This window comes from Ideonella sp. A 288 (genome assembly GCF_002198735.1).
Lineage (GTDB): Bacteria > Pseudomonadota > Gammaproteobacteria > Burkholderiales > Burkholderiaceae_C > Pseudaquabacterium.
In genome coordinates this window covers 1-25,488 of the sequence record NZ_MWLO01000119.1, presented here as the reverse complement: position 1 = coordinate 25,488, position 25,488 = coordinate 1, and the positions used below count along the sequence as shown (strand labels likewise).

General features: G+C 72.4%; 24 protein-coding genes. 21 read left to right on the top strand and 3 right to left on the bottom strand.

Annotated elements, in window-relative coordinates:
• Nucleotides 1-166 precede the first annotated feature (166 nt).
• The 7 genes from EOINJALH_RS13165 to EOINJALH_RS13135 all read left to right on the top strand — a co-directional run bounded on the left by EOINJALH_RS13165 (nucleotide 167) and on the right by EOINJALH_RS13135 (nucleotide 6,520).
• Nucleotides 167-418: a hypothetical protein gene (locus EOINJALH_RS13165; RefSeq protein WP_088280820.1), complete on the top strand. Its 252-nt coding sequence runs from the start codon at nucleotides 167-169 to the stop codon at nucleotides 416-418.
• Nucleotides 419-464: 46 nt separating this feature from the next.
• Nucleotides 465-800: a chaperone NapD gene (locus EOINJALH_RS13160; protein ID WP_088280819.1), complete on the top strand. Its 336-nt coding sequence runs from the start codon at nucleotides 465-467 to the stop codon at nucleotides 798-800.
• A 198-nt stretch (nucleotides 801-998) separates the two neighbouring features.
• A complete protein-coding gene (gene napA / locus EOINJALH_RS13155; protein WP_088280818.1) occupies nucleotides 999-3,563 on the top strand; it encodes a nitrate reductase catalytic subunit NapA in 2,565 nt (854 codons plus the stop codon).
• Between the two features lie 17 nt (nucleotides 3,564-3,580).
• The gene (gene napG / locus EOINJALH_RS13150; RefSeq protein ID WP_199873364.1) at nucleotides 3,581-4,402 is read left to right on the top strand and encodes a ferredoxin-type protein NapG; all 822 of its coding nucleotides are present in this window, start codon (nucleotides 3,581-3,583) and stop codon (nucleotides 4,400-4,402) included.
• Nucleotides 4,399-5,322, top strand: coding sequence for a quinol dehydrogenase ferredoxin subunit NapH (napH, locus tag EOINJALH_RS13145; RefSeq protein WP_088280816.1), 924 nt, complete (start codon nucleotides 4,399-4,401; stop codon nucleotides 5,320-5,322). Before napG ends, napH begins: the two co-directional genes overlap by 4 nt.
• Nucleotides 5,323-5,324: 2 nt before the next feature.
• Nucleotides 5,325-5,780, top strand: a complete 456-nt coding sequence (locus EOINJALH_RS13140; protein WP_088280815.1) for a nitrate reductase cytochrome c-type subunit — start codon at nucleotides 5,325-5,327, stop codon at nucleotides 5,778-5,780.
• A gap of 11 nt (nucleotides 5,781-5,791) precedes the next feature.
• Nucleotides 5,792-6,520 carry a NapC/NirT family cytochrome c gene (locus tag EOINJALH_RS13135; RefSeq protein WP_310732305.1) on the top strand — a complete coding sequence of 243 codons (729 nt, stop codon included), beginning with the start codon at nucleotides 5,792-5,794 and terminating at the stop codon, nucleotides 6,518-6,520.
• A 37-nt stretch (nucleotides 6,521-6,557) separates the two neighbouring features.
• On the opposite strand, the gene EOINJALH_RS13130 is transcribed toward EOINJALH_RS13135, so the two are convergent.
• Nucleotides 6,558-7,256, bottom strand: coding sequence for a Crp/Fnr family transcriptional regulator (locus tag EOINJALH_RS13130; RefSeq protein WP_088280814.1), 699 nt, complete (start codon nucleotides 7,254-7,256; stop codon nucleotides 6,558-6,560).
• 445 nt (nucleotides 7,257-7,701) lie between these two features.
• Here EOINJALH_RS13130 and EOINJALH_RS13125 point away from each other — a divergent pair, with 445 nt between their 5' ends.
• Nucleotides 7,702-9,348, top strand: a complete 1,647-nt coding sequence (locus EOINJALH_RS13125) for a hypothetical protein (RefSeq protein WP_088280813.1) — start codon at nucleotides 7,702-7,704, stop codon at nucleotides 9,346-9,348.
• Nucleotides 9,333-10,034, top strand: a complete 702-nt coding sequence (locus EOINJALH_RS13120; protein WP_144290023.1) for a PEP-CTERM sorting domain-containing protein — start codon at nucleotides 9,333-9,335, stop codon at nucleotides 10,032-10,034. The genes EOINJALH_RS13125 and EOINJALH_RS13120 overlap by 16 nt, the downstream gene beginning before the upstream one ends.
• A 75-nt stretch (nucleotides 10,035-10,109) precedes the next feature.
• On the opposite strand, the gene EOINJALH_RS31820 is transcribed toward EOINJALH_RS13120, so the two are convergent.
• A complete protein-coding gene (locus tag EOINJALH_RS31820; protein ID WP_158219753.1) occupies nucleotides 10,110-10,379 on the bottom strand; it encodes a DUF3303 domain-containing protein in 270 nt (89 codons plus the stop codon).
• Between the two features lie 268 nt (nucleotides 10,380-10,647).
• Here EOINJALH_RS31820 and EOINJALH_RS31815 point away from each other — a divergent pair, with 268 nt between their 5' ends.
• The 12 genes from EOINJALH_RS31815 (at nucleotide 10,648) to EOINJALH_RS13060 (ending at nucleotide 24,594) form a co-directional block, all read left to right on the top strand.
• Entirely contained in the window at nucleotides 10,648-11,883 is a 1,236-nt protein-coding gene (locus EOINJALH_RS31815; RefSeq protein ID WP_158219752.1) for a radical SAM protein, read from the top strand.
• A complete protein-coding gene (locus EOINJALH_RS13110; protein ID WP_158219751.1) occupies nucleotides 11,880-12,905 on the top strand; it encodes a methyltransferase in 1,026 nt (341 codons plus the stop codon). Before EOINJALH_RS31815 ends, EOINJALH_RS13110 begins: the two co-directional genes overlap by 4 nt.
• Nucleotides 12,902-13,597, top strand: a complete 696-nt coding sequence (locus EOINJALH_RS13105) for a YdjY domain-containing protein (RefSeq protein WP_088280811.1) — start codon at nucleotides 12,902-12,904, stop codon at nucleotides 13,595-13,597. Before EOINJALH_RS13110 ends, EOINJALH_RS13105 begins: the two co-directional genes overlap by 4 nt.
• On the top strand, nucleotides 13,594-14,409 hold the full coding sequence (locus tag EOINJALH_RS31810) for a hypothetical protein (protein WP_158219750.1): 816 nt from the start codon (nucleotides 13,594-13,596) through the stop codon (nucleotides 14,407-14,409). The genes EOINJALH_RS13105 and EOINJALH_RS31810 overlap by 4 nt, the downstream gene beginning before the upstream one ends.
• Nucleotides 14,406-15,494 (top strand): prenyltransferase/squalene oxidase repeat-containing protein, encoded by a 1,089-nt coding sequence (locus EOINJALH_RS13095; protein ID WP_158219749.1) that lies wholly within the window; start codon nucleotides 14,406-14,408, stop codon nucleotides 15,492-15,494. Before EOINJALH_RS31810 ends, EOINJALH_RS13095 begins: the two co-directional genes overlap by 4 nt.
• Before the next feature lie 4 nt (nucleotides 15,495-15,498).
• Nucleotides 15,499-16,956 carry a hypothetical protein gene (locus tag EOINJALH_RS13090; protein WP_088280808.1) on the top strand — a complete coding sequence of 486 codons (1,458 nt, stop codon included), beginning with the start codon at nucleotides 15,499-15,501 and terminating at the stop codon, nucleotides 16,954-16,956.
• On the top strand, nucleotides 16,953-17,447 hold the full coding sequence (locus tag EOINJALH_RS13085) for a hypothetical protein (protein ID WP_088280807.1): 495 nt from the start codon (nucleotides 16,953-16,955) through the stop codon (nucleotides 17,445-17,447). The genes EOINJALH_RS13090 and EOINJALH_RS13085 overlap by 4 nt, the downstream gene beginning before the upstream one ends.
• A 98-nt stretch (nucleotides 17,448-17,545) precedes the next feature.
• The gene (locus EOINJALH_RS13080; protein WP_088280806.1) at nucleotides 17,546-18,667 is read left to right on the top strand and encodes a hypothetical protein; all 1,122 of its coding nucleotides are present in this window, start codon (nucleotides 17,546-17,548) and stop codon (nucleotides 18,665-18,667) included.
• Nucleotides 18,637-19,683: a MoxR family ATPase gene (locus EOINJALH_RS13075; protein WP_088280805.1), complete on the top strand. Its 1,047-nt coding sequence runs from the start codon at nucleotides 18,637-18,639 to the stop codon at nucleotides 19,681-19,683. Before EOINJALH_RS13080 ends, EOINJALH_RS13075 begins: the two co-directional genes overlap by 31 nt.
• A complete protein-coding gene (locus EOINJALH_RS13070; RefSeq protein ID WP_088280804.1) occupies nucleotides 19,665-20,564 on the top strand; it encodes a DUF58 domain-containing protein in 900 nt (299 codons plus the stop codon). Before EOINJALH_RS13075 ends, EOINJALH_RS13070 begins: the two co-directional genes overlap by 19 nt.
• Nucleotides 20,558-22,165: a hypothetical protein gene (locus EOINJALH_RS13065; RefSeq protein ID WP_144290021.1), complete on the top strand. Its 1,608-nt coding sequence runs from the start codon at nucleotides 20,558-20,560 to the stop codon at nucleotides 22,163-22,165. Before EOINJALH_RS13070 ends, EOINJALH_RS13065 begins: the two co-directional genes overlap by 7 nt.
• Complete coding sequence (locus tag EOINJALH_RS13060) at nucleotides 22,162-24,594, top strand: VWA domain-containing protein (RefSeq protein ID WP_144290020.1); 2,433 nt, start codon at nucleotides 22,162-22,164, stop codon at nucleotides 24,592-24,594. The genes EOINJALH_RS13065 and EOINJALH_RS13060 overlap by 4 nt, the downstream gene beginning before the upstream one ends.
• A gap of 23 nt (nucleotides 24,595-24,617) precedes the next feature.
• Here EOINJALH_RS13060 and EOINJALH_RS13055 read toward each other — a convergent pair whose 3' ends face one another.
• On the bottom strand, nucleotides 24,618-25,313 hold the full coding sequence (locus tag EOINJALH_RS13055; protein ID WP_088280801.1) for a TVP38/TMEM64 family protein: 696 nt from the start codon (nucleotides 25,311-25,313) through the stop codon (nucleotides 24,618-24,620).
• Nucleotides 25,314-25,488 lie beyond the last annotated feature (175 nt).

Below are 25,488 nucleotides of genomic sequence, written 5' to 3'. Positions count from 1 at the left end.
CCGGTGCCCCGCCGACCATTGCGTCATGAACCACGCCACCATGCCGATTCGAATCAAGGCCGTTGCGGACGACGGTCGCGCCCTTGGCTGTGGCGCCTGTCTGAACACCCCGTCTGGGCCGGTGTGCCGCTCCGCTGGCGGCCATTCATGCGCGGCGCCTCAGCTGATGGGCCCGCCCGACGACCTGCAGCGCCTGGTGGTGGCCCTGGCCGACAGCCTGGGCATGGCCGACGGGCAACTCGACGGCACCCTGGTGAGCTCGCTGAAGCTGATGCCGGGCGAGGTGGTGCTGAACCTCGCCGTCGGGCCCAGTTGCAGCGGCGCCACGCTCGCCGACGCAGCCTTCCAGACGCTGCGCCGCCTGATGCCCGACACCGACATCTACGTCACCCACGCCGGCTCGCAGGCGCGCCAATGACGGCCGCCCTGCGCGACAGCACAGGCCGTTCGCGCACGAGGCAGACATGAGCATCCTCGGCGTGATCGTGCGCTGCCGGATGGCCGACCTGGCCACGGTTGAACAAGCCCTGCGCCGCCTGCCCGGTGTGGACATCGCCGAACGCCCGACGGGGCAGGCCGATGGCCGCTTCGTCATCGTCATCGAGGACACGCCCGACCGCGCGGCGGCCGCCTCGATGGCCGAGATGGCGCTGTGGCCGCAGGTGCTCAACACCTCGCTGGTCTACGAGTACTCCGGCCCCGACGCGCCGTCGCAGACCACGCCGGTGGAGCAGTACACCGACTGGCGCTCCAGCCTGGCCGACCTGGCCCGGCGGCACGACACCGCCCCCAAGCGCTGAAGGCGGGCCGGGCCCGCGCCCGCCACGGGCCCGACACCTGGTCGGCATCGACCGCCCACCGACGCGACCCCGTCGAGATGCCCGCCCCCCGGGTGCCCCATCGCTCGGCGAATTGAAGCAGTTCAAGGACATCGCTGGGCCGGGCCGGCACCATCGTCGCAACAGCCCTGAACGCCTCCCACGGACACGGAACCCACCATGACCGCCAACCGCCGCGATTTCATCAAGTCCCAAGCCCTGGCCGCCACCGCGGCCGCCGCCGGCATCCCGATCGTCGTGCAGGCCGCCCCTGCTGCACCAGCCGGCAGCGCGGCCAAGACCGCCGCCGATGTGGGCGTGCGCTGGGACAAGGCACCCTGCCGCTTCTGCGGCACGGGCTGCGCCGTGATGGTCGGCGTGCAGGACGGCAAGGTCGTCGCCACGCAGGGCGACCCCGACGCGCCGGTGAACCGCGGGCTGAACTGCATCAAGGGCTACTTCCTGTCCAAGATCATGTACGGCAAGGACCGCCTGACGACGCCGCTGATGCGCCAGAAGGACGGCAAGTACGACAAGAACGGCGAGTTCGTGCCGGTGGGCTGGGACGAGGCCTTCGACCTGATGGCCAGCAAGTGGAAAGAGGCGCTGAAGACCGACGGCCCGGCCGGCGTGGGCATGTTCGGCTCGGGCCAGTGGACGGTGTTCGAGGGCTATGCCGCCGCCAAGCTGTGGAAGGCGGGCTTCCGCTCGAACAACCTCGACCCCAACGCGCGCCACTGCATGGCCAGCGCGGTGACCGGCTTCATGCGCACCTTCGGCATCGACGAGCCGATGGGCTGCTACGACGACATCGAGCAGGCCGACTGCTTCGTGCTGTGGGGCAGCAACATGGCCGAGATGCACCCGGTGCTGTGGAGCCGCATCACCGATCGCAAGCTGTCGAACCCGCACGTCAAGGTGATGGTGCTGTCGACCTTCGAGCACCGCAGCTTCGACCTCGCCGACAGCGGCATGATCTTCTCGCCGCAGACCGACCTGGCGATCCTGAACTACATCGCGCACTACATCATTGCGAACAAGAAGGTCGACACCGAGTTCGTCAAGAAGAACATCAACTTCAAGAAGGGCGCCGACGACATCGGCTACGGCCTGCGCCCTGCGCATGCGCTCGAGAAGGACGCCAAGAGCAATGGCTACGCGGGGCCCGACGGTAGACCGAAGGGCAACCCGAACGACTCCACGCCGATCACTTTCGACGAGTACGCCAAGTTCGTCGCCGACTACACCGCCGAGAAGGTGAGCAAGCTCTCCGGCGTGCCGGTCAAGCAACTGGAAGAACTGGCCAAGCTGTACGCCGACCCGAAGGTCAAGGTGATGTCGCTGTGGACGATGGGCTTCAACCAGCACACGCGCGGCACCTGGGCCAACAACATGGTCTACAACATCCACCTGCTCACCGGCAAGATCAGCCAGCCGGGCAACAGCCCGTTCTCGCTGACCGGGCAGCCCAGCGCCTGCGGCACCGCGCGCGAGGTGGGCACCTTCGCCCACCGCCTGCCGGCCGACATGGTGGTGACCAACCCCGAGCACCGCAAGCTCACCGAAGCCATCTGGGGCCTGCCCGACGGCACCATCCCCGACAAGATCGGCCTGCACGCGGTGGCCCAGAGCCGCGCGCTGAAGGACGGCAAGCTCAAGTGCTACTGGACCAGCACCACCAACAACATGCAGGCCGGGCCCAACGTCAATGGCGAGATCTGGCCCGGCTGGCGCAACCCGGCCACCTTCATCGTGGTCAGCGACGCCTACCCCACCGTCAGTGCGATGGCGGCCGACCTGATCCTGCCGTCGGCGATGTGGGTCGAGAAGGAAGGTGCCTTCGGCAACGCCGAGCGCCGCACGCAGTTCTGGCGCCAGCAGGTCAGCGCGCCGGGCCAGTCCCGGTCCGACCTGTGGCAGTTCATGGAGTTCGCCCGGCGCTTCAAGGTGGACGAGGTGTGGCCCGCCGAGCTGGTGGCCAAGAAGCCCGAGCTCAAGGGCAAGACGCTGTTCGACGTGCTCTACAAGAACGGCAAGGTCGACAAGTACCCGTTGGCCGACCTGACCAAGGTGAACGCCAAGTACATCCCGGGCTACAGCAACGACGAATCGAAGGCCTTCGGCTTCTACGTGCACAAGGGCCTGTTCGAGGAATATGCCGAGTTCGGCCGCGGCCATGGCCACGACCTGGCCGCCTTCGACGTCTACCACGAGGTGCGCGGCCTGCGCTGGCCCGTGGTGGACGGCAAGGAGACGCTGTGGCGCTTCCGCGAAGGCTACGACCCCTACGTGAAGAAGGGCGAGGGCGTGCGCTTCTACGGCCACAAGGACGGCAAGGCCAACATCTTCGCGCTGCCCTACCAGCCCGCTGCAGAGGCGCCGGACAAGGACTACGACCTGTGGCTGTGCACCGGGCGCGTGCTCGAGCACTGGCACACCGGCTCGATGACGCGCCGCGTGCCCGAACTGCACCGTGCCGTGCCCGAGGCCGTGGTCTTCATGCACCCCGACGACGCCAAGGCGCGCGGCATCCAGCGCGGCATGCAGATCAAGGTGGCCTCGCGCCGAGGCGAGATCCTCGCGCAGGTCGAGACCAAGGGCCGCAACAAGGTGCCGCGCGGGCTGATCTTCGTGCCCTTCTTCGACGAAGGCCGGCTGATCAACCGGCTGACGCTCGACGCCACCTGCCCGATCTCGAAGGAAACCGACTTCAAGAAGTGCGCGGTCAAGGTCACGCGCACCTGATCCCGCCGGAGCGCCACGTGGACCTCTCCCGCCGCACGGTGCTGCAAGGTGCCGCCAGTGCCACCACCGCCGGGCTCATCGCCGGCGGGGCGGTGCTGCTGGGGCGCGCGGCCACGGCGCGGCCGGCGCAGGCACTTCGGCCGCCGGGCGCGATCGCCGAGGAGCGCTTCCTGGGCGCCTGCATCCGCTGCGGCCTGTGCGTGCGCGACTGCCCGCCGAAGAACCTGAAGCTCAGCACCTGGGGCGAGGGCATCGCCCGCGACGTGGCCATCGGCACGCCGTGGTTCGAGGCCCGCGACATCCCGTGCGAGATGTGCGAGGACATCCCGTGCGTGAAGGCCTGCCCCACCGGCGCGCTGGACCACGCGCTCACCGACATCAATGACGCGCGCATGGGCGTGGCCGTGCTGGCCGACCAGGACAACTGCCTGAACTTCCTCGGCCTGCGCTGCGACGTGTGCTACCGCGTCTGCCCGCTGATCGACAAAGCCATCTCGCTCGACAAGATCAACAACCCGCGCAGCGACCGCCACGCGATGTTCCTGCCCGTGGTGCACGCCGACGCCTGCACCGGCTGCGGCAAGTGCGAGAAGAGCTGCGTGCTCGAGAAGGCCGCGATCAAGGTGCTGCCGATGGCCCTGGCCCGCGGCGAACTCGGCCACCACTACCGCAAGGGCTGGGACAAGGCCAGCCGCGCCGGGCGGCCCAGCTTCGACCTGCCGGTGCAGAACCTGCCGGCGCAACCGGTGCCGGGGGACCTGGCACCGCTGCGCTCGGGCCGCCCGGCCTATGACCCGGCGGGCGCCGCGTCGGCCAATGCCGCGAGGGCCGCGAAATGACGCCCGGCCCGACGACCGCCGGCCTCGGCACCGCCAGCCCATCGCCGGCCGTGGCCCGCGCAAACGCCGCGCCGGCCCCGGGCCAGGCGGCCCGGCTGGCCAAGGGCTGGTGGGGCGCCCACCGCTGGCTGGTGCTGCGGCGGCTGTCGCAACTGGCCATCATGGGCCTGTTCCTGCTCGGGCCGCTGGCCGGCGTGTGGGTGGTGAAGGGCAACCTGTCGTCGAGCCTGACGCTGGGTGTGCTGCCGCTGACCGACCCCTTCGCGCTGGCCCAGGTGCTGGCCACGCGCCACTGGCCCGAAACCAGCGCGCTGCTCGGCGCGGCGATCGTGGTGGCCTTCTATGCCGTGGTGGGCGGGCGGGTGTTCTGCAGCTGGGTGTGCCCGGTCAACGTGGTCACCGACGGCGCGGCCTGGCTGCGCCGTCGGCTGCGCCTGGGCGGCGGCCGCGCGCCGCACGGCGCTTTGCGCTACTGGCTGCTCGGCGCGGTGCTGCTGGCCTCGGCGCTCAGCGGCCAGGCCGCCTGGGAACTCGTCAACCCGGTGTCGATGACCCAGCGCGCGCTGATCTTCGGCGGCACCGTGGCCTGGGGCGCCGCGGCGGCGGTGTTCCTGTTCGACCTGCTGATCGCCCCGCGCGGCTGGTGCGGCCATGTCTGCCCGGTGGGCGCGGCCTACGCGCTGGTCGGCCACAAGAGCCTGCTGCGCGTATCGGCCCGGCACAGCAGCCGCTGCAACGACTGCGCCGATTGCTACGCCGTGTGCCCCGAGCCCCAGGTCATCGTGGGGCCGCTCAAGGGCAAGGGCGGCGCCGGGCCGGTGATCACCGACCGCAACTGCACCAACTGTGGCCGCTGCATCGACGTCTGCGCCACCGATGTCTTCACCACCACCCACCGTTTCGAGACGCTGAGGGATTGACCATGAGATTCCAGACCCTTCTCAAGCTCGTGCTCGCCGGCGGCCTCGTGCTGCTCGGCGCCCAGATGGCACAGGCGGCCGACGCGCCGGTCAAGCTGCAGGGCCTGCGCGGCGGCACGCCGCTGACGCAGGACAACCTGCCCTCGGCCTCGCACCAGGAGCGCGACCACGCGGTGTCCGACCGAGATTTCGTGCAGCAGCCGCCGCTGGTGCCGCACGCCGTGGCCAACTACCAGATCACCCTCAACTTCAACAAGTGCATGGACTGCCACGCCTGGCAGAAGACCCGCGCCAGCGGGGCCACCAAGGTGAGCGTCACGCACTTCCGCACCCGCGAGGGCCAGGAACTCGACAACATCAGCCCACGACGCTACTTCTGCACCCAGTGCCACGTGGCGCAGACCGATGCCAAGCCGCTGGTGGAGAACACCTTCCAGCGCGCCCGCGGGCTGCAGTGAGGGACCGCGACATGGCCGACGACAAGATCGACACCCCCCGCGCCGCCGCGGGCCGCAAGCGCAGCCTGGTGGCCTGGGCCTGGGGCCTGGCCTCGGGCACCGCGGGCCTGTTCTTCGTGCTGGGCATCCTGTTCTGGGGCGGCTTCCACACCGCGATGGAATGGACCAACCGCGAGGCCTTCTGCATCTCGTGCCACGAGATGCAGGAGAACGTCTTCGTCGAGTACCGCAACACCATCCACTACCAGAACCGCACCGGCGTGCGCGCCACCTGCCCCGACTGCCACGTGCCGCGCGAGTGGGGCCCCAAGATGGTCCGCAAGATCCAGGCGAGCAACGAGGTCTGGCACAAGCTGCTGGGCTCGATCGACACGCCGGAGAAGTTCAATGCCAAGCGCGCGGTGCTGGCCCAGCACGAGTGGGACCGCATGAAGGCCAACGACAGCCAGGAATGCCGCAACTGCCACAACTACACCTACATGGACTACGCCGAGCAGAACCGGCGCGCCGCCACGCGGCACCAGGTGGCCTTCAACGAAGGGCAGACCTGCATCGACTGCCACAAGGGCATCGCCCACACCCTGCCGCCGATCGAGCAGCACATCGGCGCGCCGAAGGTCGGCGCCGCGGAGCCGAATCCGGCGGCAGGCGCCGCGCCCGAGCCCTTGGCCACGGCGCCGCACACCGCCGCGCCGGCCGCATCCAGCGCCGTGGCAGCCCAGGCCGCCGCCTCGCGGTGACCCGGCCACGGCGCCCGGCGGCGCCGTCGATGGTTGCTCACTGGGGCTGGTACTTCGCCAGCCGGCGCACGTCGAGGATGCGGATGTCGCGCTTGTCGATCTCGATCAGGCCGGCCGCTTCCAGTTCGTGCAGCACGCGCGAGAAGTACTCGGGCGTGAGCGACAGGCGCGAGGCGACGGTGGCCTTGCTGACCGGCAGCGACACGGTCACCGATTCGACGGCGCTGCCGTCCTCCATCTCCTGCTCGCGCAGCAGGTAGCCGATGACCCGCTGCATGCCGCTGTGCAGCGCATAGGCCTCCACGTCGTGCACCAGCCCGTGCAGGCGGCGCGAGATGCCCGCCAGCATGCGCAGCGCGAACTTGGGCTCGCGCTCGATCTCGTCGAGCACCGCCTGCTTGCGCACCGACAGCAGCAGCGAATCGGTCAGCGCCTGGGCGTTCACGATGTAGGGCCGGCCGGTGAACATCAGCGCTTCGGCGAAGCTGTTGCCCGGGCCGACCAGCTCGATCACCTTTTCCTGCCCGGCCGGTGAGATGGCAAACAGCTTGACCTGGCCGATGACCACGACGTGGAACTCCTCGCAGGGCTGTCCGACGTGGAACACCATGTCGCCGCGCGCCAGCCGGCGCAGCTGGCAGCCATGGGCCAGCCGCTCGAGCTCGGTCGGGCTCAGCTCGTTGAACAGCGGCAGCACCGACAGGTAGCGCGGCAGGTCGAATTGGCGGGTGTCCATGGACTGAAAGCCGCCCCATATTGGGGCATTGGCAGGTGGTGGGGCGAAGTCTGCGCTCCGACCGGGCCCCGGGGCTTGATTCTGGTCAAGAAACACAAGGCCTCCATGACACCGCGGCGGCCCGGTCGACCCGGGACGTCGACCGGGGCCGGGACATGCCAGCACGGCCCCGCCCAAATCGACCTGTCCCGAAGTTCTGTCCAGACCTCCTGACCCCCGATCCAAGGGGGTGGATCGGTGTACCGCGGCATCTCCCCCACGGACAAGGGGGTGAAAGTGCCCGGTTCAGCCCGGCGGTCACTTGTCATCGCAGGGGGTCGGGGGCACAGTGCCTACAGGCCGACACACATTGCAGAAATGTTGTCGGGCGGTACCCGGGCGGGGCCGCAGAGTCCAGTTCAGTCCAGTCAACGGAGGGACCGTTATGTTGAATATCCGGAATCACATGAAGAAATCGCTGCTCGGTGCGGCTGTCGGTGCAGCGCTGACCTTGACGGCAGGGCTGGCGCAAGCCGCCACGCCGTTCGAAGTGGACGTGTCCACGGCCATCAACCGCGGCATCGAGTTCCTGGCGACGCAAGGCGTCTACAACAACCCCAGTTCCTTGGGTACCGACGGAGCCAACGGTCTGGCGATGGAAGCGCTGCTCGAGAAGCGCGCCAGCGGTGTCGCCACCGATCCGCCGCAGGGCTACACCGGCGCCAACGCCACCGATCAGGGCCGTCTGCGCACCGCCGCCGCCTTCATCCTCGACCGGGTCAACAACACCTCGTTCTACGCCTACCGCGACGGCCAGTGGATGTTCGCGCTGTCGACCTATGCGCTCACCGGCGGCCCCGACAAGAGCGTGCTGGCCCCGGGCAACGTGAACTACCAGACCATCAAGGAGGCGATGGACGCGCTGGTCGACCGCACGATCACCAACCAGCGCAAGGCCACCAACGGCTTCCCGAACCCCATCAACCAGGGCTACTGGTGCTACACCAACCAGTTCTGCGAAGACTCGTCCACGACGCAGTTCGCGGTGGCCGGCCTGGCCGCGGCCAAGGCGTTCTACGCCTCGAACAAGAGCGCGGACAACCCGTTCGCCGATGCCGCCCGCGTGACCGCCATCGACGCGGCACTGGCTCGCTCCCGCACGGCCTATGAGCTGAACGCGGCGGTGGGTTCGGACCGCGCCGGTTGCTTCAACCTGACCGGCGCCGAGCGCGGCCACGGCTACAACTCGTTCGCCTCGACGGGCTACCTTCCGTCGCTGCAGCAGACGGCCTCGGGCATCTACATCCAGCTGTTCGGCGGCGCCAACATCAACACGCCGATGGTCCAGAACTACATGCAGTGGGTGAAGAACCGCTACCGCTGGCAGGATCTGTCCAACCTCGGCAACTTCTGGCCCGGCCAGTCCATGGGCTACTACATGTGGAGTTCGTTCAAGGCGATGGAACTGCTGCGTCAGGCCGGCGTGCCGCCGTCCGCCGGCAACATCGGCCCGAACGACTTCGGCACCCTGCCGGCCGCGAACGCCCCTGCGTGCGACGTGCGCCAGGTGAACAAGGAACCTGCCACCTTCGCACGGCCCGCCGTGTTCGGCGCGGGCGCGGTCGGCTTCTACGCCGGCGAGCCCAAGGGCCAGTACTTCGACTATGCACACCAGCTGATCTCCATGCAGTGCGCCAACGGCTCGTTCACCTGCACCGGCTTCCCGGGCTCGTGGGGCGACAGCTTCAACACCTCGCACAACTCGTACGCCCTGCTCGTGCTGCAGCGCTCTACGGGTGGTGGCTGTGTCGACACCGACGGTGACGGCGTCTGCGACACCGAAGACAACTGCCCGGCCGTGCCCAACCCGGGCCAGGAGAACACCTACGGCGACGCCCGCGGTGATGCCTGCGAGCCGCGTCCGATCGTCTCGTGCGACATCGACGGCGACCGCGATGTCGACTCGATCGACGTGAACGCGGTGCGTGCCGGCATCGGCCAGGTGCCTGTGGCTGGCGACAAGCGCGACGCCACCGGCGACGGCAAGATCACCGTCAACGACGTGCGGGCCTGCACCCTGAAGTGCACCCGCGCCCTTTGCGCCACGAACTGAGGCATCGGCGGCAGGGGCAGCCCCTCCGGGCGGCCCCTGCCAGTACCCCCCGCATCCAAGAGGTAACCACCATGAAATCTTTTCTCTCAGCAGCAGCCTTGGCCGCGGCGGCGTTGTGCGCATCGGCGCCGGCCAGCGCCGCCATCGCGTTGATCTTCACGCCAGCCTCCACGCACATCAATGTGGGCGATTCGGTGGCGATCGAAGTGTCGATCACCGGCCTTGACGCCGAGGTGCTGTCCGGCTTCGACCTGAACTTCTTGTACAACTCGACCGTGCTGGACTGGACGCTGACCGAGTACTTCGGCGCCAATCTGGGCAACTCGTTTGGTTTGAACGACATGTCGGTCAATGGCAACCTCGCCGTGGACGATATCTCGATCGACGACGACGCTACGTTGGCAGCCAATCAGGCCAACTCGTTCCTGTTGTTCAGGTTCCATCTGGATGGCAAGGCCAACGGCGCCACGACCTTCACGCTGGGTGCCGATCCCGATTTCGACCGCAACCACGTCGGCCTGCAATTCGCCACGCTCAATGTCAACGTCGGCTCGGCCTGCATCTCCGTGGGCACCGGCTCCTGCGACGTGCCGGAACCCGCCAGCTACGGCCTGGCCGCCGTGGCCCTGCTGGCTGCCGGCTTTGCCGGTCGCACGCGCCGCCGCAACGCCCGCACGGCCGCCTGATCCAGCGTCGCCCTGCACCATGCGAAGGGCCGGCAATGCCGGCCCTTTTTCATGGCGACGCCGCCGCGCGGCGGGTCAGCTGGCGGTCCAGCCGGTGATCTCGTTCACCGGCACGATCACCGACTCAGTGAACGGCTCGAACGGCGCCTGGATGCGCTGCACGGTGTCGAGATCGGGGGCCTCGATCAGCGAGTAGTTGTGCGACTGGTCGGCCGCCACCCACTCGCCGCGGATCTTCACGTCGGGCGGGATCGAGGCGTAGAAGGCCTTGGCCAGCGCGGCGAGTTCGCCCCATTGCGCGCCGGTGAGGCCGGCTCGGGTGCGGTTGGTCAGCAGGAACAGCATGGCGGGGTTCTCCTCGGCGGTCTGGGGCGCCCATCTTGCACCAGATCAGGCACCGATCGACGCTGCTGCGGCAGGCCTTGCCGCCGCTCTTGGACGCGGGTCAAAGGTAGTGAAGGAACACACGTCGCCACGGCGGAAATCGGCGCCTCGCCGGGCCGTGCGTGGCATCATCGCCGAGGCTTTGCGGGGCGGCCAGGAACAGGCGCCGGCCTCATGCGGCGCCCTGTTGTGGCGCCCTCCGGTTCACGCATCAAAAGGAACAGTCGACATGGTCATGCTCACCGGCTCGCCGGCGCTGAAGGTTCAGGTGATGTGCGAGGGCATCCGCTACACGGCGGCCCTCGGCCAGGCCACCCAGCATTCGATGCCCAACTACTACCCCTACCGCTTCAAGGAAGGGGAGCACGACCCCACCGGCCGGGGCATCACGACCATCCCCTACCTGATCAACACGGCCGACGGCACCGAGATCCGCATCCTGGGCAACGGCGATTCGCCGTGGCACGTGGAGGGCGACCTGGCCAAGGGCTACGTGCTGATCGACGACCGCAGCGGCCAGACGGTGCCGATCGAGTTCGAGCCCCTGCGGCCCTGGCTGACGCAGAAGACCTCGGACGGCATGCCGTTCTCGCAGGCCGGCATCACCACGCACGGCGACATGCTGGTGATCAACGTGGCCCCGGGCTGCGAGTACTTCCTGCACAAGCAAGATGGCGTGTCGATGCGCTGCAGCTTCTGCGCCTATGGCGCGCCCGACGAGCGCACCATGCACCTGGGCCAGAAGACCGGCCAGGTGGAGATCCCGCCGCCCACGCTCGACCGCATGTGCGAGGCGCTGAACGCCGTGATCGACCAGACCGAGATCCGGCACATCTACCTCGTGGGCGGCTCGCTCACCGACGCGCGCAAGGAAGGCGAGCGCTTCCTGCAACTGGCGCGTTACGTCAAGACCATCAACACCCGCCGCATCCCGGTGGCGCTGGGCTGCGGCTCGATCCCCGACGACCTGATCGCGCAGTTCCACGCCGAAGACCTGGTGCAGCACGTCTGCTTCAACCTCGAGATGTGGTCGGAGCCGCTGTTCGCCAAGGTGTGCCCCGGCAAGAACCGCTTCGTCGGCTATGCCCGCTGGATCGAATCGCTCGAGACGGCGGTGCGCTACTGGGGCCGCGGCAACGTCTACTCGGCCATGGTGGCCGGCATCGAGCTCGAGCCCGAGCACGGCCTCGAATGGGAAGAGGCCGCGCGCATCGCGCTGCAGGGCGCCGAAGACCTGTGCAGCCGCGGCATCATCCCGATCTACTCGCTGGTGTGGCCGGTGGGCGGGCGCACGCGGTCCGACTTCCACGCGCGCATCCGCAGCTACTTCGAGACGCTGAGCGCGGGCTACCACGAGATCCGCAAGCGCCACGGCCTGTCGGTGTCCGAAGGCTTCATGTGCCACCGCTGCGCCTACATGCAGCTCGAATGCGACATGGACCGCACCGAGGCGGTGGTGGCATGACCGCGCCCATGGCCCCCGCCGGCACCCGGCCGCCCGATCCGTCGTCGATCGTCCGCCTGAGCACCTCGTACTGGGAAAGCCAGACGCTGCTCACCGCCAACCGCCTGCGCGTCTTCGACACGCTGGCCGACGGCGGCCGCACGGCCGACGAGGTGGCCGCCGTGCTGCAGCTCGACCCGCGCGGCACGGCGCTGTTCCTGCGCGCCTGCGCCGGCCTGGGCTTCCTCGAAGAGGTGGCGGGGCGCTTCCAGAACACGCCCGTCGCGGCCACCTTCCTGGTGTCGCGCAGCCCGGCCTTCATGGGCAACGTCATCAAGTACAGCGACCAGCTCTACGGCGCCTGGGGTCAGCTCGAAGGGTCGCTGCGCGCCGGCAAGCCGGCCCTGCCCGCCGAGACCTACCTGGGCGACGACCCCGCGCGCACGCGCGGCTTCGTGATGGCGATGCACGAGCGCGCGCTGGGCATCGCCCGCGTGCTGGTCCATGTGCTCGACCTGCAGGGCCGCCGCAGCATGCTCGACGTCGGCGGCGGGCCGGGCACCTACTCGGTGCTGCTCACCGAACGCTTCCCCGGCCTGCGCTCCGAGGTGCTCGAGCTGCCCGGCGTGGCCGCGGTGGCGCGCGAGCTGGTGGCCGCGGCCGGCGCCAGCGACCGCGTGACGCTGCGCGACGGCGACTACCACAGCAGCGATTTCGGCACCGGCAAGGACGTGGTGCTGATGTCCGGCATGTTCCACCGCGAGAGCGAGGCCACCTGCCGCGGCCTGATCGAGCGCGCCTCGGCCTGCCTCGAGCCCGGTGGCCTGCTGGTGATCAGCGATGTGTTCACCGACCAGGGCGGCGCCCTGCCCACCTTCGCCGCGATGTTCGGCCTGAACATGATGCTCACCGCGCCCGACGGCGGCGTGCACGCCGATGCCGACGTGATGCGCTGGATGGGCGACTGCGGCTTCCGCGACATGCGCATGGTGCCGCTGCCGCCGCCGATGCCGCACCGCGTGGTGCTGGGGGTCAGGCCATGAGGCGGCGCGACGGCCTGCTGGCCGCACTCGGCTGGTCGGCGGTGATGCACAGCCCGCTGGCCGCGGCACAGGCGCCGAACCTGGGCGACATGAAGCCGCTGGGCCAGGACCGCTTCCAGATCGGGCGCATCGTCGTCGACAAGCGGGCAGGCAGCTTCATCGTCCCCGGACGCGTGCATGTGGTCGGCAAGCCGCTCGAGTACCTGGCCACCAGTCCGCGCGGCATGAAGGAGTACGAGTCGATGCTCGAACTCGACGCCAGCGGGTCGGAGTTCAACCTGGCGTGCATCCTGATCGGGCTCGAGCGCGACCCGAAGCAGGTGCCCCTGACCCACTTCCGGACGGCCCCTCGGCTGATCGGCCCGCGGGTGGGGCTCTCGGTGGCCTGGACGGACAACGGCAAGCGCCGCCAGGTGCCTGCGGCAGAGGCCTTGCTCAATCCGGAAGCCGGCGTGAAGCCCGAAACAGTGGAATGGGTCTACACGGGAGCCCCCGCATCGGACCACCATGGCCGATTCGTCGCCGACGAAACCGGCACGCTGATCGGCTTCGTGCAGGACGCCAACAGCATCATCGAGGCGTCGTCCGGCATCGGCCTCGGGGCCTACGGGTCGGTGCGCGGCCATGCGCTGCTGCCCCCGGTGGGCACGGCCATCGAGTTGATCGTCGAAGCGGTGAACAGCGCCAAGTGATCGTCGCACGCTGGGGGATGCTGCTCGTGTCGACCCTGCTGGTCCTCGCGGCCTTCGGCGCCACGGCGCCGGACACGTCGCCGTCGTCGCTGCGGCTCACCGTCGCGGCCATCGTCGGCCTGCTGGCCCCGCTGTTCTGGCCTGGGCTGGCCGCCACGCCGGCACGCACGGCGCTGCGCATCGTCGCCTGGTCGGCCGCGGCGGCGGGCCTGGCGGCGCTCGTGACGCGCCTGCTCGGCGGCCCGGCGCAGACGCTGCCGCGGCTGCTGTCGAGCAGCGCCATGCTGATGGCCGTGCTGTTGCTGGCGCATGCCGCGGCCGCAGCGCTCGAAGGCTGGTGGCGCGGCCGCTCGGCGGATGCCGGCCAGGCCGGCGGACGGCAGGGCGACGCTGCCCACGAAGCAGCCCCACGAACCGCCCCACAAGAGGCCCGAGAAGCGGCCGGCCGCGCGGTGGTCCTCACGCTGGCGCTGCTGGGGGCCCTGCCGCTGTGGCTGGGGCCCGTGGCCGAACTGCTGTCGCAGCGCCACCCCGGGCTCGTCGATGCCGTGCTCGGCGCGAGCCCGCTCACCCACCTGGCGGTGGCCAGCGAGAACGACCTGCTGCGCAACGAATGGCTGTACCAGCACGCCAACCTCGCCAGCCTGCAGGCCAACGACCCCGCCCCGGCCGACCTGGCCTGGGCCTATGCCTCGATCGGCCTGGCGCTGGTGCTGGCCTCGCTGGCGCTGGGTCGGCGGCGCCGCACGGCCCGCGACACGGCCATCGACCCGGCCCCTCACTCATCCACCTCGGAGAACACCCCATCATGAAGAGAAGACACGTGCTGGCCGTCCCGGCCCTTGCCATGCTCGCGGCACCGGCGGCCCACGCCGCCGCGGACGCGATGGACCCGCAGTTGCGCCGCCGTGTCGTGCGCGCCATCGCCGGCGGCCTGCACTACCTGCGCGGGCAGCAGGCGCCCGATGGATCGCTGCTCAAGTCGGTCGGCATCACCGCGCTGGCGCTGCGCGCCTTCCTCGAAAGCCCCGAGAAGTACAACGAGGCCGACGGTGCCTTCGTCACGCGCCAGGTCGATTTCCTGCTGTCGCATGCCAAGCCCGACGGCTCGATCAGCGCGTCGCTGCAGTCCACCGCCTACAACACGGCCGTGGCCCTGAACGCGCTGGCCGCCACCAAGAACCCGAAGCACACGGCCGTCATCGAGGCCGGGCGCAAGTTCCTGTCCAAGCACCAGATCGACGAAGAGGAAGGCTACAAGCCCGACCACGTCTACTACGGCGGCATCGGGTACGGTGGCGGCGAGCGGCCCGACCTGTCCAACGTCTACGTGTCGCTGGAAGGCCTGAAGGCCGCAGCCACCGACCCGAAGGACGCCGTGTGGCAGAAGGCGCTGATGTTCGTCAACCGCTCGCAGAACCGCAGCGAGAGCAACGACCAGAAGTGGGCAGCCAACGACGGCGGCTTCGCCTACCGGCCCGGCACCAACCCGCCCGAGTACGAAAACGGCACCGCGTCCTACGGCGGCATGACGGCCGCCGGTCTGCTGAGCCTGCTGTTCGCGGGCGTCGACAAGTCCGACCCCCGCGTGCAGGCCGCCTACAAGTGGATGACGGCCAACTACACGCTCGACACCAACCCGGGCACGAGCAAGAAGCACGGCATCTTCTACTTCTACAACGCCTTCTCGAAGGTGATGGCGGCCTACGGCGAAGACACCTTCACCGACGGCAAGGGCCAGAAGCGCAACTGGCGCAACGAGCTCGCACAGAAGCTGCTCAGCCTGCAATCGGCGGACGGCAGCTGGGCCAACGCCGAATCGAACGCCTGGTGGGAAGACCGGCCGCAGCTCGTGACCTCGTGGTCGGTGATCGCCCTCGAGCACGTGCTCAAGTGACCCGGTGCTGCGCCGCCTGCTGCTAGCACTCGCGCTGTGCGGCACGGCGCATGCGGCCACGCCGCCGAGCGTCGAGTTCACGGTGTCGCCGGCCTGGAAGGGCTGGACCCGGCCCGGCCGGGCCAGTGAGCTCGACATCCGCCTGAGCACCGACAGCGCCACCCGCGTGTCGGTGGAGGTGGCCACGGGCCGCCAATCGGTGCGCACCGAGATCGACCTGCAGCCCGGCCGCGCGCAACGCCTGCACCTGCCCTTGCCACCGGCCGAGGCGGTGTCGGTGAGCATTGCCACGCCCGACGGGCCACCCCAGCGGCGCGAGGTGGCCCTGTCGAGGTCCGAGGCGCCGTTGCTCGGCGTGGCCCTGGCGGCCGACGAGCCCCTGCGGCTCGACGGCTTCCACCCCGTGGCGCTCACCGCGGACGACCTGCCGCGCCAGGCGTCGGCCTACGCCAGCGTGGACGCGTTGCTGCTCGACGCCGCCACGCTGGGTGCGCTCGACCCGCGGCAGCTCGGCGCGCTGCTGACCCACGCCGCGGGCTGCGCCCGCATCGTGGTGGTGAACGCCGACGCCCGCATGCGCCGCGTGCTGGATGGCGCCGGCGGGTGCGGTGGCCGCGCGCTGATGGGCGCCGCCTCGCTGGCGGAGGGCGTGGCGATGCTGGACGCCTCGCTGGCCAGCAGCCTGCCGCAGCCGGTGTCGCCGGGTGCCGTGGGGGCGCTGGCCCGGCCAGACCATGGCGTGTGGGGCCGCGTGGCCGTGGCGCTGGCGGTGTACGGCGCCGCGATGGCCCTGGTGCTGATCTTCTCGGCCTCGTTGCCGGCGCTGCTGCTGACGCCCGCCGTCGCCGCCGCGGCCTCGCTGGCCTGGCTGCATGCGATGCCCGCGCCGTCGACCTTGATCGTCTGGAGCGAGGGCGAATCGGGGGCGCAGGTGGCGCGCTACCAGGCCTGGCAGCATGTGCCGGGACGGGTGCGCGAGCGCGTCCGCGTGCCCTTGCCACCCCAGCTCGCCAGCGGCGCCCAGCCCTGCCACCCAACCCAGCCGATGCGCCTGGACCACGATGCCCGCCAGGGCCGGCCCACGTTCGCCGAGTTCGACACGCGGCTGTTCCGGCAGGTGGCACTGTGCTATTCGGGCAGCTTTCCGATGGCCCGGGCGCCGTCGTTGCAGGCCCGCGCCGACGGCCTGCGCGTGCTGCGCAACGCCGGCACCACCGGTTGGCCAGCCGGCCGGCTGCTGGCCGGCGGCCTGTCGCACGACCTGCCGATGCTCGCGGCCGGGGCCACGGCAGTGATCGGCGAACGCCCTGGCCAGCCGCTGCGCGACGCCGTCGGCCGCATGGCCTTGTCGCGCATGCCGGCCGACGGCGTGGCCGCGCTGTGGGCCCTGGAACTCGCCGGCGTCACCGACCTGCCGGGCGGGTCGACGGGCTGGCTGCTCGTGTCCCTGCCGTCGCCATGACCTCGCCACGCGACGCCCACCTGCCGCGCGGGGCCGCGCTCTCCGGCCTGGCGCTGACCGCCGCCATCGCCGTGTGGTGGCTGGGCAGCACCCGCCTCGCGCTGGGCACCGGTGCCGACGCCAGCCGCGCCGCGGCCGACGCCTTGCAGGCGCTGTGGCTGGTGCGCGCGATGGGACTGGGGCTGGTCGGCCTGCGCACCGGCAGCCTGCACGGCTGGGGTCCGGGCGCCGCAGCCGCGGCCGCGTGGGTGGCCCCCGCGTGGCCGCTGGTGCTGCTGGCGGGATCGGCCAGCAGCCTGCCCTGGGCGCGGCTGGCGCTGGCCGAAGGCCTGCTGCTGGCCGCTGGCGCGGCGCTGCCGCTCGTCGGCCAGGGGCTGCGGCGCACGGTGCGCCGCGCGGGGCTGGCCGAGTCCGTGGCCACCTTGACCAGTGTCGCCTTGCTGGCCGCGGTGTGGCTGGCAAGGGGCTGGTGGGCCGCGCCGCCGCCATGACGCCAGACCCCGAGGGCCTCGCCGTTCGCAGCCCCCCAAGGGGCGCGCCTGTCCCTTCGGGCGGCCCGGGCGGCGGTGCCGACAGGACACCGCCAACGGTGCAGGCTCTGCTGGCCGCGGTGCGGCGTCGCCTGTGGCGCGACGAGTTCATCGTGGCGGGGCGTCGGGCGGCGTGGGCCTCGGCGGGGCTGATGTTGCTGGCCGCAGCGGTGCACGTCGTCGCACGGCCGGTGGCCGCGGGTGCGGTGCTCGCCGCCCTGGCCCTGCCGTGGGGGGTGGCGCTGGCCTGGGCCGGCCGACGCCGGCCCGCCGAGTCGGCCTGCGCCCTCTGGGCCGACCGCCACCTGGGCGGCGCCTCGGCCTTCGGCACGCTGATCGAGGCGGGCCGGCCCGGCACGGCCGGCCGCGACGCTGCCGCGGTGCGATGGCTCGTGCAGTGGGCGCAGGCCCGGGTGCCCGACGCGCACCAGCGCCTGGCACAACACCACGAGCCGCTGCGGCTGGCCCGGCCGCTGCTGTCGATGCTGGTCTGCACGGCGCTGGCGGCCCTGGTGCAGGTGCTGCCGGACCCCGCGCCGGCCGCGGCGCCGGCCGCCGCGGTGACCGCGTCGGCACCGGCCGGGCTGGGCGATCGCCCGCTGGCGGCCGCCGAGGCGCCGACCGCCCTGGCCACCGAGATCACCCGTGCCCTGCGGCCCGCGGCGTCCCGCGAGACGCCCGAACCGCCGGGATCGGGCGGCGGCGCCCCGACCGCTGGCGGCGGCACGCCCGACGACCGTCCGCCCGCCGCCACCGCGCCGCCCGGGGCCACGCCCAGGGGCGATGCCGCCGCCGCCCGCGACATGGCCGCGGCCGGTGCGCCGGTGGACGCTGCGCCCCCCACCGGGGCCACGCAGGTGGCCGGTGCCGGGTCGGGGCGCGAGGCCGGCGACAGCCGCGACGAGCGTGCCGATGTTGGCGTTTCGCGGGCGCTGCGCGGCGCGATTCCCGTGCAAAGATCCGAGGCCGGTGCCCGTCGATCGTCGGCCGACCGACAGGCCGACATGGCGCGTGGAGCGGCCATGGACGACGGGCCGTCGACGCCAGGTGGCGCGGCGGCGCCGGCCGGGGTCGCCGCGGCCGCGTCCCCGCCCCCGACAGCCACCGAGGCCGCGTGGCTGACCGCAACCGAAACGAGCTATGTACAAGCATGGATGAAGTCCAGCGCGCGAACCCGCTGACCGGCGCGCCGGCCACCGACCGGGACTACGCCGACGCGCACCGCTGCCTGCTGGACCTGCAGGCGCTGCTGGGCCGCGTCATCGTCGGCCAGGGCGAACTCGTCACCCACCTCGTCACCGCGGTGTTCGCCGGCGGGCACGTGCTGGTCGAGGGCCTGCCCGGCCTCGGCAAGACCCACCTCGCCAAGGCCCTGGCCGCCGCGCTGGGGCTGCACTGGGCACGCGTGCAGTGCACGCCCGACCTGATGCCCGCCGACGTCACCGGCGCCGAGGTCTACGCCACCGCGGCGGGCGGCGCGTCGAGCTTCGAGTTCCGGCCCGGGCCGGTGTTCGCGCAGCTGGTGCTGGTCGACGAGATCAACCGCGCCACGCCGCGCACGCAGGCGGCCCTGCTCGAGGCCATGCAGGAACGCCAGGTCACGCAGGCCGGCACCACCCACCGCCTGCCCAGCCCGTTCTGCGTGCTGGCCACGCAGAACCCGATCGAGCTCGAAGGCACCTACCCGCTGCCCGAGGCGCAGCTCGACCGCTTCATGTTCAAGCTGACGGTGCCGTTCCCGGCGCGCGAATCACTGCGGGCGCTGCTCGACGTGTCGCTCGACGCCGAGCCCTCCGACACGCTGAAGGCCATCGCCGGCCCGGCCGACGTGCTGCGCATCACCGCGCTGTGCCGCACGGTGCTGCTGGGCGAGCGCTGCAAGGACGCGGCGGTGGAGCTGATCATGGCCACGCAGCCCGAGCCCGCCAGCGCCGACGGCAAAGGCCCGGCCGACACCGGCGCGCGCCGCCACATCCGCTACGGCGCCAGCCCGCGCGCGCTGCAGGCGGTGGTGCGCGCCGCGCGGGTGCGGGCGCTGATGGCCGGCCGCCCGCACGTGGACGTCGACGACCTGGCGGCGGTGGCGCTGCCGGTGCTGCGCCACCGCATCCTGCTGCGGCTGGAGAGCGAGCTCGACGGCCTCGACACCGATTCGACGCTGGCCTCGATCATCGACGGATGGCGACGCCGACTCTGACCCGCGCCGCGCTGCCCAGCGAGCCGGAGCTGCAGGCCTTCGCGTCCGCGGCCGCGCAGTTGCTGGTCGAGCGCCTGCCGCGCACCGCCGGGTCGCGTGCGGTGTCGCGCCAGGCCGGCGTCGGGCTGCAGCACCTCGACCACCGCGACTACGCGCCCGGCGACGAGGTGCGCCACATCGACTGGCGGCAGACGGCGCGGCAGCGGCGGCCGATCCTGCGCCGCTTCGAGGCCGAATCGGCCACCGACTGGACCCTGCTGCTCGACACCAGCTCGTCGATGGCCACGCATGGCGCAGCCAAGTGGCGCGGCGCGCTGCAGATGGCCGCTGCGATGGCCTATGCACTGCTGCAGTTGGGCCACCGCGTGGGCCTGCTGGCCTTCGGCGAGCGCGTGCTGGCCGAGTGCCCGGGGGGCCGTGGGCAGCACCACTACGCGGCCCTCGCGCGGCTGCTGGGCACGCTGAAGCCGTCGACGACCGGCGAGCGCTCCGAACTCGGCGCCTGCGCACGACACCTGCGCGGCGCGGCGTCGGTGTTCGTGCTCTCCGACGGCCTGGCCGACGACGAGTTGCGCCGCGACCTGGCCGCGCTGCTGCAGCGCTGCACCGCGCTGCACCTGGTGCAGGTGAACGACCCCGCCGACATGCACCTGGGCACGGACGGCGAGGTGGAACTGCTCGACGTGGAAACCGGCGTGCACCTGCCCGCGCAGGCCGGCGGCGCCGCCGAGGCACTGGCCGCCGCCGAGCGCCGGGCGATGACGGCGCGGCTGCGCGGCTTCTGCCTGCGCAGCGGCGCGGCCTTCACCGACTGGGACATCGCCCAGCCCTGGCAGCACACGCTGATCCGGCACCTGGTCCAGGCGCGATCCAATTGCTGACGCTGGCCGCTCCGTGGTGGTTGCTCGGCCTGGGGCTGCTGCCGGTGATCCGCTGGCTGCACCGCGGCGGCGCGCACCGCCGCGTGGTGCAGGTCGCGCGCCTGGGCCTGTGGCGCGGCTCGGCCGTCAGCCCGCCGGCCGCGGGCACGCGCCGGCCGCCCGACCCCGCCTGGCGGCGCCGCGCGCTGCTGGCCACGCTGTGCCTGCTGGCCCTGGCCGAGCCGCAGTGGCCGCTGCAGGCCACCCGCATCACGCTGTGGGTGGACGATTCGCTGAGCATGCGCACGCGCGAAGGCCCGGCCACGCGGCTGGCCGAGGGCCTGGCCAGTGCGCGCACGGCGCTGGACGAGGTGGCCGGAGCAGAAGTCGAGGTGCGCGCGCTGGGTGACCCGTGGCACAACCTCGGCGCCTTGTCGCCGTCGACCGTGGCCACCGTGTCGGCCGCCGCCGCCGGCCGGCAGGAGCCTGGCGCGCCACCGGCGCCGCTGCTGCGCTCCGACCGCCTGCACTGGCTGCTCACCGATGGCGCCGACGCGGCGCTGCTCGACTGGCCCGGCGGCCGGCGGCCCGACCGCGTGGTGCAGGTGGGTCGGGTGGCCAGCAACATCGGATTGGCGCGACTGTCGGCGCGGCGGCATCCGGACGATGCCGACCGCATCGACCTGCTGCTGACGGTGGCCAACGGCGGCGCCAGCGCCGAAACCCGCGAGATCGTCGTCAGCACCGACGCGGGCGAGGCGCTGCGGTCGACCCGGCAGATCGAGCCGGGCCGCAGCGTGCAGGTGGCCGCCACCGTGCCGGCCTCGGCCCGCGTACGCGCCACGCTGCAGCCGGGCGATGCCCTGGCCGAGGACGACGAGATCGCGCTCGACCTGGCCCCGCTGCGCCGTCGCAAGGTGGCGGTGGACCCGGCCTGCCCGCCGGCCCTGGCCGCGGCCGTGGCCGCGCACCCGGCGCTCACCGTGGCGGCCGCCGGCGCCGCCGACGCGGACGCCGCCCTGCACTGCGGCACCGCGGACGCTGCCCGCCGCGTGCCGACGATCCACGCGCGGGCCGATCGTGCCCCGGCGCGCGCCACCGGCGCGGTGCAGTGGTCGACCGCAGTGGCCGACGCGCGGCGCGTGCGCCTCGACACCGACCGGCTGGCCCTCGCGGCACGCCTGCAGCCGCGTCCGGCCGACACGGTGCTGCTGGCCATCGGCGGCGAGCCGGTGATCGTCGGCCGTGCAGGCGCGCCCACGCAGGTGGACACGTCGCTGGACTTCGCGACGATGGCCCTGGCGCCGGGGGCCGACACACCGCTGCTGGTGAACCTGATGGCCGAGCAGGTGCTCGACGCGCGGCTGCTCGACGAGATCGCCGTCACCGACCGCGGGGCCGCGGCGTCGCGCGTGGCGCCGGCGGCCTCGGCGGCGGCAGTGGTGACGCCACCGGGCGACCCGAAGGGCGCGGCGGTGTCCGACGCGCACCGCGCCCGCGCACTGGCCGATGGCGTGCGGCCCCTGCTGGGGCTGGCGCTGCTGGTGCTGCTGTGGGAGATCGCCGCGCTGGGCCGCCAGTGGCGGCGCCTGCGTCCCGTCGCCGAGGCGCCGCGGCCATGACCGATGGCCGCTCCAGAACGCTGTTGGCACTGGCGCTGCAGGCGGCCGCGCTGGCCGTGCTGGCGCTGGCGCTGCTGGGCACGGCCTGGCTCGACACGCGCCACCGGCCGCGCGTGCTGGTGCTGGTGGACCGCTCGCAGAGCGTGCCGCGCGCCGCCGCCGACCAGGCGGTGGCCGAGGTGCTGCGCGCCACGCAGGCCGCAGGCGGCGCGACGCTGCAGCAGATCGACTTCGCCGGCCGACCGAGCGCCCCCGGCTCGCACGCCGCCGGGCTCGACCCGTTGGCCACCCACATCGAGGCGGCGCTGGACGCCGCCCTGGCGGCCCATGCCGAGGCGCCGTTCGACCGCGTCGTCGTGGTCTCGGACGGCCTCGAGAACGCCGGCGACGCGGCGCGGGCCTTGCGCGCGGCCCGCGAGGCGCGGATGCCGTTGCAGTGGATCGCGGTCGGCCGCCCGCCGCCGGCCACGCGCATCGCCGAGGTGCTGGCGCCCGACCGCGCGCAGGTCGGCCAGCCGGTGCGGCTGACGGTGCAACTGGCCGGTCGGCTGGACGGCCCGCTGCGCGTCGACGCCACCGCCCGACTGGCCGGCGGCGAGCTGCAGTCGGCCCGCGCCGAGGCCGATGGCGCGGGCCGCGCGACGGTCGTGTTCGACGGCCTGCGCAGCGGCGCAGCGGTCATCGACGTGGCGCTGCACGCGCCCGACGCGACGACGCCGCTCGACGCCCTGCCCGACGCCGCCGTCGTCGACGTGGCGCCGGGCGCCGCCATCCTCTACGCCCAGGGATCGCCCGGGCCGCTGGCACGCAGCCTGCGCGACGGTGGCTGGTCGCTGCAGGTGGTGCCGGCCTCGCGGCTGGACGCCCACGCCGACGGGCTGGACGGCTACCAGGCGGTGGTGCTGGACGACGTGGCCATCGCCGATGCCGGGCCGCGGTTCTGGGCCGCGCTGGTGGCCGCCGTGCGGCAGCGCGGGCTGGGGTTGGTGGTGCTGGGCGGCGAACGCTCGTTCGCGCGCGGCGGCTACCGCGGCTCGGCGCTCGAATCGGTGCTGCCGGTGCTGTCGGAGCCGGCGGCGCTGGACGCGCCGGCGGCCATCGTCTTCGCGGTGGACAAGTCGGGCAGCATGGGCCAGGGCAGCGGCGGCGTCGACCGCTTCGCGCTGGCCCAGCGCGCGGTGCAGGAGACGGCCCGAGGCCTGAGCGACCGCGATGCGCTGGGCCTCGTCGTCTTCGACGTGGCGCCGCGGGTGCTGATCCCGCTTGGCCCCGCCGCCGCCGGGCGCGTGGCCCTCGACCGCGACTGGCCTGTCACCCCGAACGGCGGCACGACGCTCGCGCCGGCGCTCGACCTGGCGATCGGCGATCTCGAGCGCTCGGGCGCCGCGCGGCGGTTGCTGGTCGTCGTCACCGACGGCTTCGTCGACAGCGCGCCGCTGGACGGGCTGCGCGCGCGGCTCGAACGCACGCGCGTCGAACTGATCGCGCTGGCCGTCGGGCCGGAGGCCGACGTCGGCGCGCTGCAGCGCCTGGTCGGCGCCGAGGCCGGCGTGGTGCTGCGCGTGGCCGAGGCCGCCGAGCTGCCGGCAGTGATGCGCTCGGGGCTGGAGCGGCGGCGCGCGCGCATCGAGCGCGGCCGCATCGCCGCCACCCAGCGCCAGCCGCTGCCCTTCGCCCCCGGCACCCTGGCCGACTGGCCGCCGGTGGCCGCCCATGCCGCCACCCGCGCCCAGGCCGGCGCGGTGGTGGCCGTGCAGAGCGCGCAAGGCGATCCGCTGCTGGCCTTCCACCAGGCGGGGCTCGGCCGCGTGGTGGCCGTGACCAGCGGCATGGGCGCCTGGACCCCGGCCTGGCCGGCCTGGCGCGAATGGCCGCGCCTGGCCGGCGGCCTGGCCCACTGGGCCAGCGGCACGCCGCCAGGCGGCGCGCTGCGCCTGGCGGTGTCGGACGGGCCGGGTGCTTTGCACATCGAGGCCGACGGGCCCGGCGAGGCCGCCCCGTCCGTCACGGTGGACACGCCGACGGCCCAGGGCCGCACGCTGCCCATGGACCCGGCGGCTCCGGGCCGGTGGCAGGCCCGGCTGCCCGACGCCGGCCCGGGCCTCTACACCTTCCAGTCGGCGACGCCCGGCGGCACGCAGCGGCAACTGCACCTGCGGCGCCACGCCGCCGAAGACCGGACCTGGGGCACCAGCCCGGCACTGGACGCCTGGCGCGCGGCCGGTCTGGTGGCGGCCTGGGACCCGGCGTCGCTGGCCGTCCGGCATGGGGCACGGCCCGGCACCGGCCCGATCGATCGCACGCTGGTCGCACTGGCGCTGGCGCTCTCGCTGGCCGGCGTGCTGGTCGATCGCTGGCGCCCCGACCTCGCCGCCCTGCGCGCCGGCTGGCACCGCTGGCGCCGTCGGCTGACCGGCCTGGCGCGCTGACGCGCCACGCCGGGCGATGGACTTCAGGGGGCGGTGGGCCCGGCGGCGCGGGGCCGCATCACCCAGCGCATCACCAGCACGATGAGCACCGGCAGCACCATGCCCGCCACCGACACCATCAGGAACGACGAGCGGTCGGCCGAGGCGGCCCCGATGCCGGCGTACAAGGCCGCCACCACCAGATTGCCGATCGACACCAGCACCCCGAAGCGCAGCAAGGGCATGCGCGCCATGCCGGCCAGCAGCGTGGTGGCCTCGGCCAGCACCGGCATGGCCCGGAAGGCCACCAGCAGCGCGTCGCCGAAGCGCGTGGACAGCCCGCGGAAGCGATCGAGTTCGGCGCGGCCGACGATGCGCTCGGCCACGGGTTCGCCGGCAAAGCGGCCGATCGCGTAGCCCGCGGCGGAGGCACAGGTGAGCCCGATGAAGCACACCAGCGTGCCCGCGCCCGCGCCCAGCAGGAAGCCGGTGGTCGCCAGCACGAAGCTCGACGGGATCGGCAGCACGATGTCGGCGAGCAGGAACGCGATGACCGCCAGCGTGACCAGGGCCAGCGAGTGCTCGGACTTCAAGGTGTCCTGCACCAGCGCATTCATCTGGTCTTCCAGCACCAGGAAGGGCACCAGGATGAAGGCCAGCAGCAGCGCGCCGAACAGGCTCCAGCGCAGCACCAGCCGCACCGGCGCGGCGCGCGGTGCCAGGGTGTCGGGGGCGGTCATGGGCCGGGGCGAGCTGCGAAGGCTGTCGTCATCGGCACAGGCTAGGGTGGGTGCCGCGATCCGTCAAGTGACCTCGGGCGGGTCCGTGCCCAGGCGGGCGGGTCGGGATCGATCTCGGCCGTTGCGGCGCGAAGGCAACCCGGCGACCGTGCGGACTGTCACGCCCAGGCCCCCC

Coding starts and splice junctions, on each gene's coding strand:
- EOINJALH_RS13165 (WP_088280820.1), top strand. CDS start 167: ATGGGCCCGCCCGACGACCTGCAGCGCCTGGTGGTGGCCCTGGCCGAC.
- EOINJALH_RS13160 (WP_088280819.1), top strand. CDS start 465: ATGAGCATCCTCGGCGTGATCGTGCGCTGCCGGATGGCCGACCTGGCC.
- napA (WP_088280818.1), top strand. CDS start 999: ATGACCGCCAACCGCCGCGATTTCATCAAGTCCCAAGCCCTGGCCGCC.
- napH (WP_088280816.1), top strand. CDS start 4,399: ATGACGCCCGGCCCGACGACCGCCGGCCTCGGCACCGCCAGCCCATCG.
- EOINJALH_RS13140 (WP_088280815.1), top strand. CDS start 5,325: ATGAGATTCCAGACCCTTCTCAAGCTCGTGCTCGCCGGCGGCCTCGTG.
- EOINJALH_RS13135 (WP_310732305.1), top strand. CDS start 5,792: ATGGCCGACGACAAGATCGACACCCCCCGCGCCGCCGCGGGCCGCAAG.
- EOINJALH_RS13130 (WP_088280814.1), bottom strand. CDS start 7,256: ATGGACACCCGCCAATTCGACCTGCCGCGCTACCTGTCGGTGCTGCCG.
- EOINJALH_RS13125 (WP_088280813.1), top strand. CDS start 7,702: ATGAAGAAATCGCTGCTCGGTGCGGCTGTCGGTGCAGCGCTGACCTTG.
- EOINJALH_RS31820 (WP_158219753.1), bottom strand. CDS start 10,379: ATGCTGTTCCTGCTGACCAACCGCACCCGAGCCGGCCTCACCGGCGCG.
- EOINJALH_RS31815 (WP_158219752.1), top strand. CDS start 10,648: ATGGTCATGCTCACCGGCTCGCCGGCGCTGAAGGTTCAGGTGATGTGC.
- EOINJALH_RS13110 (WP_158219751.1), top strand. CDS start 11,880: ATGACCGCGCCCATGGCCCCCGCCGGCACCCGGCCGCCCGATCCGTCG.
- EOINJALH_RS13105 (WP_088280811.1), top strand. CDS start 12,902: ATGAGGCGGCGCGACGGCCTGCTGGCCGCACTCGGCTGGTCGGCGGTG.
- EOINJALH_RS13095 (WP_158219749.1), top strand. CDS start 14,406: ATGAAGAGAAGACACGTGCTGGCCGTCCCGGCCCTTGCCATGCTCGCG.
- EOINJALH_RS13085 (WP_088280807.1), top strand. CDS start 16,953: ATGACCTCGCCACGCGACGCCCACCTGCCGCGCGGGGCCGCGCTCTCC.
- EOINJALH_RS13075 (WP_088280805.1), top strand. CDS start 18,637: ATGGATGAAGTCCAGCGCGCGAACCCGCTGACCGGCGCGCCGGCCACC.
- EOINJALH_RS13070 (WP_088280804.1), top strand. CDS start 19,665: ATGGCGACGCCGACTCTGACCCGCGCCGCGCTGCCCAGCGAGCCGGAG.
- EOINJALH_RS13060 (WP_144290020.1), top strand. CDS start 22,162: ATGACCGATGGCCGCTCCAGAACGCTGTTGGCACTGGCGCTGCAGGCG.
- EOINJALH_RS13055 (WP_088280801.1), bottom strand. CDS start 25,313: ATGACCGCCCCCGACACCCTGGCACCGCGCGCCGCGCCGGTGCGGCTG.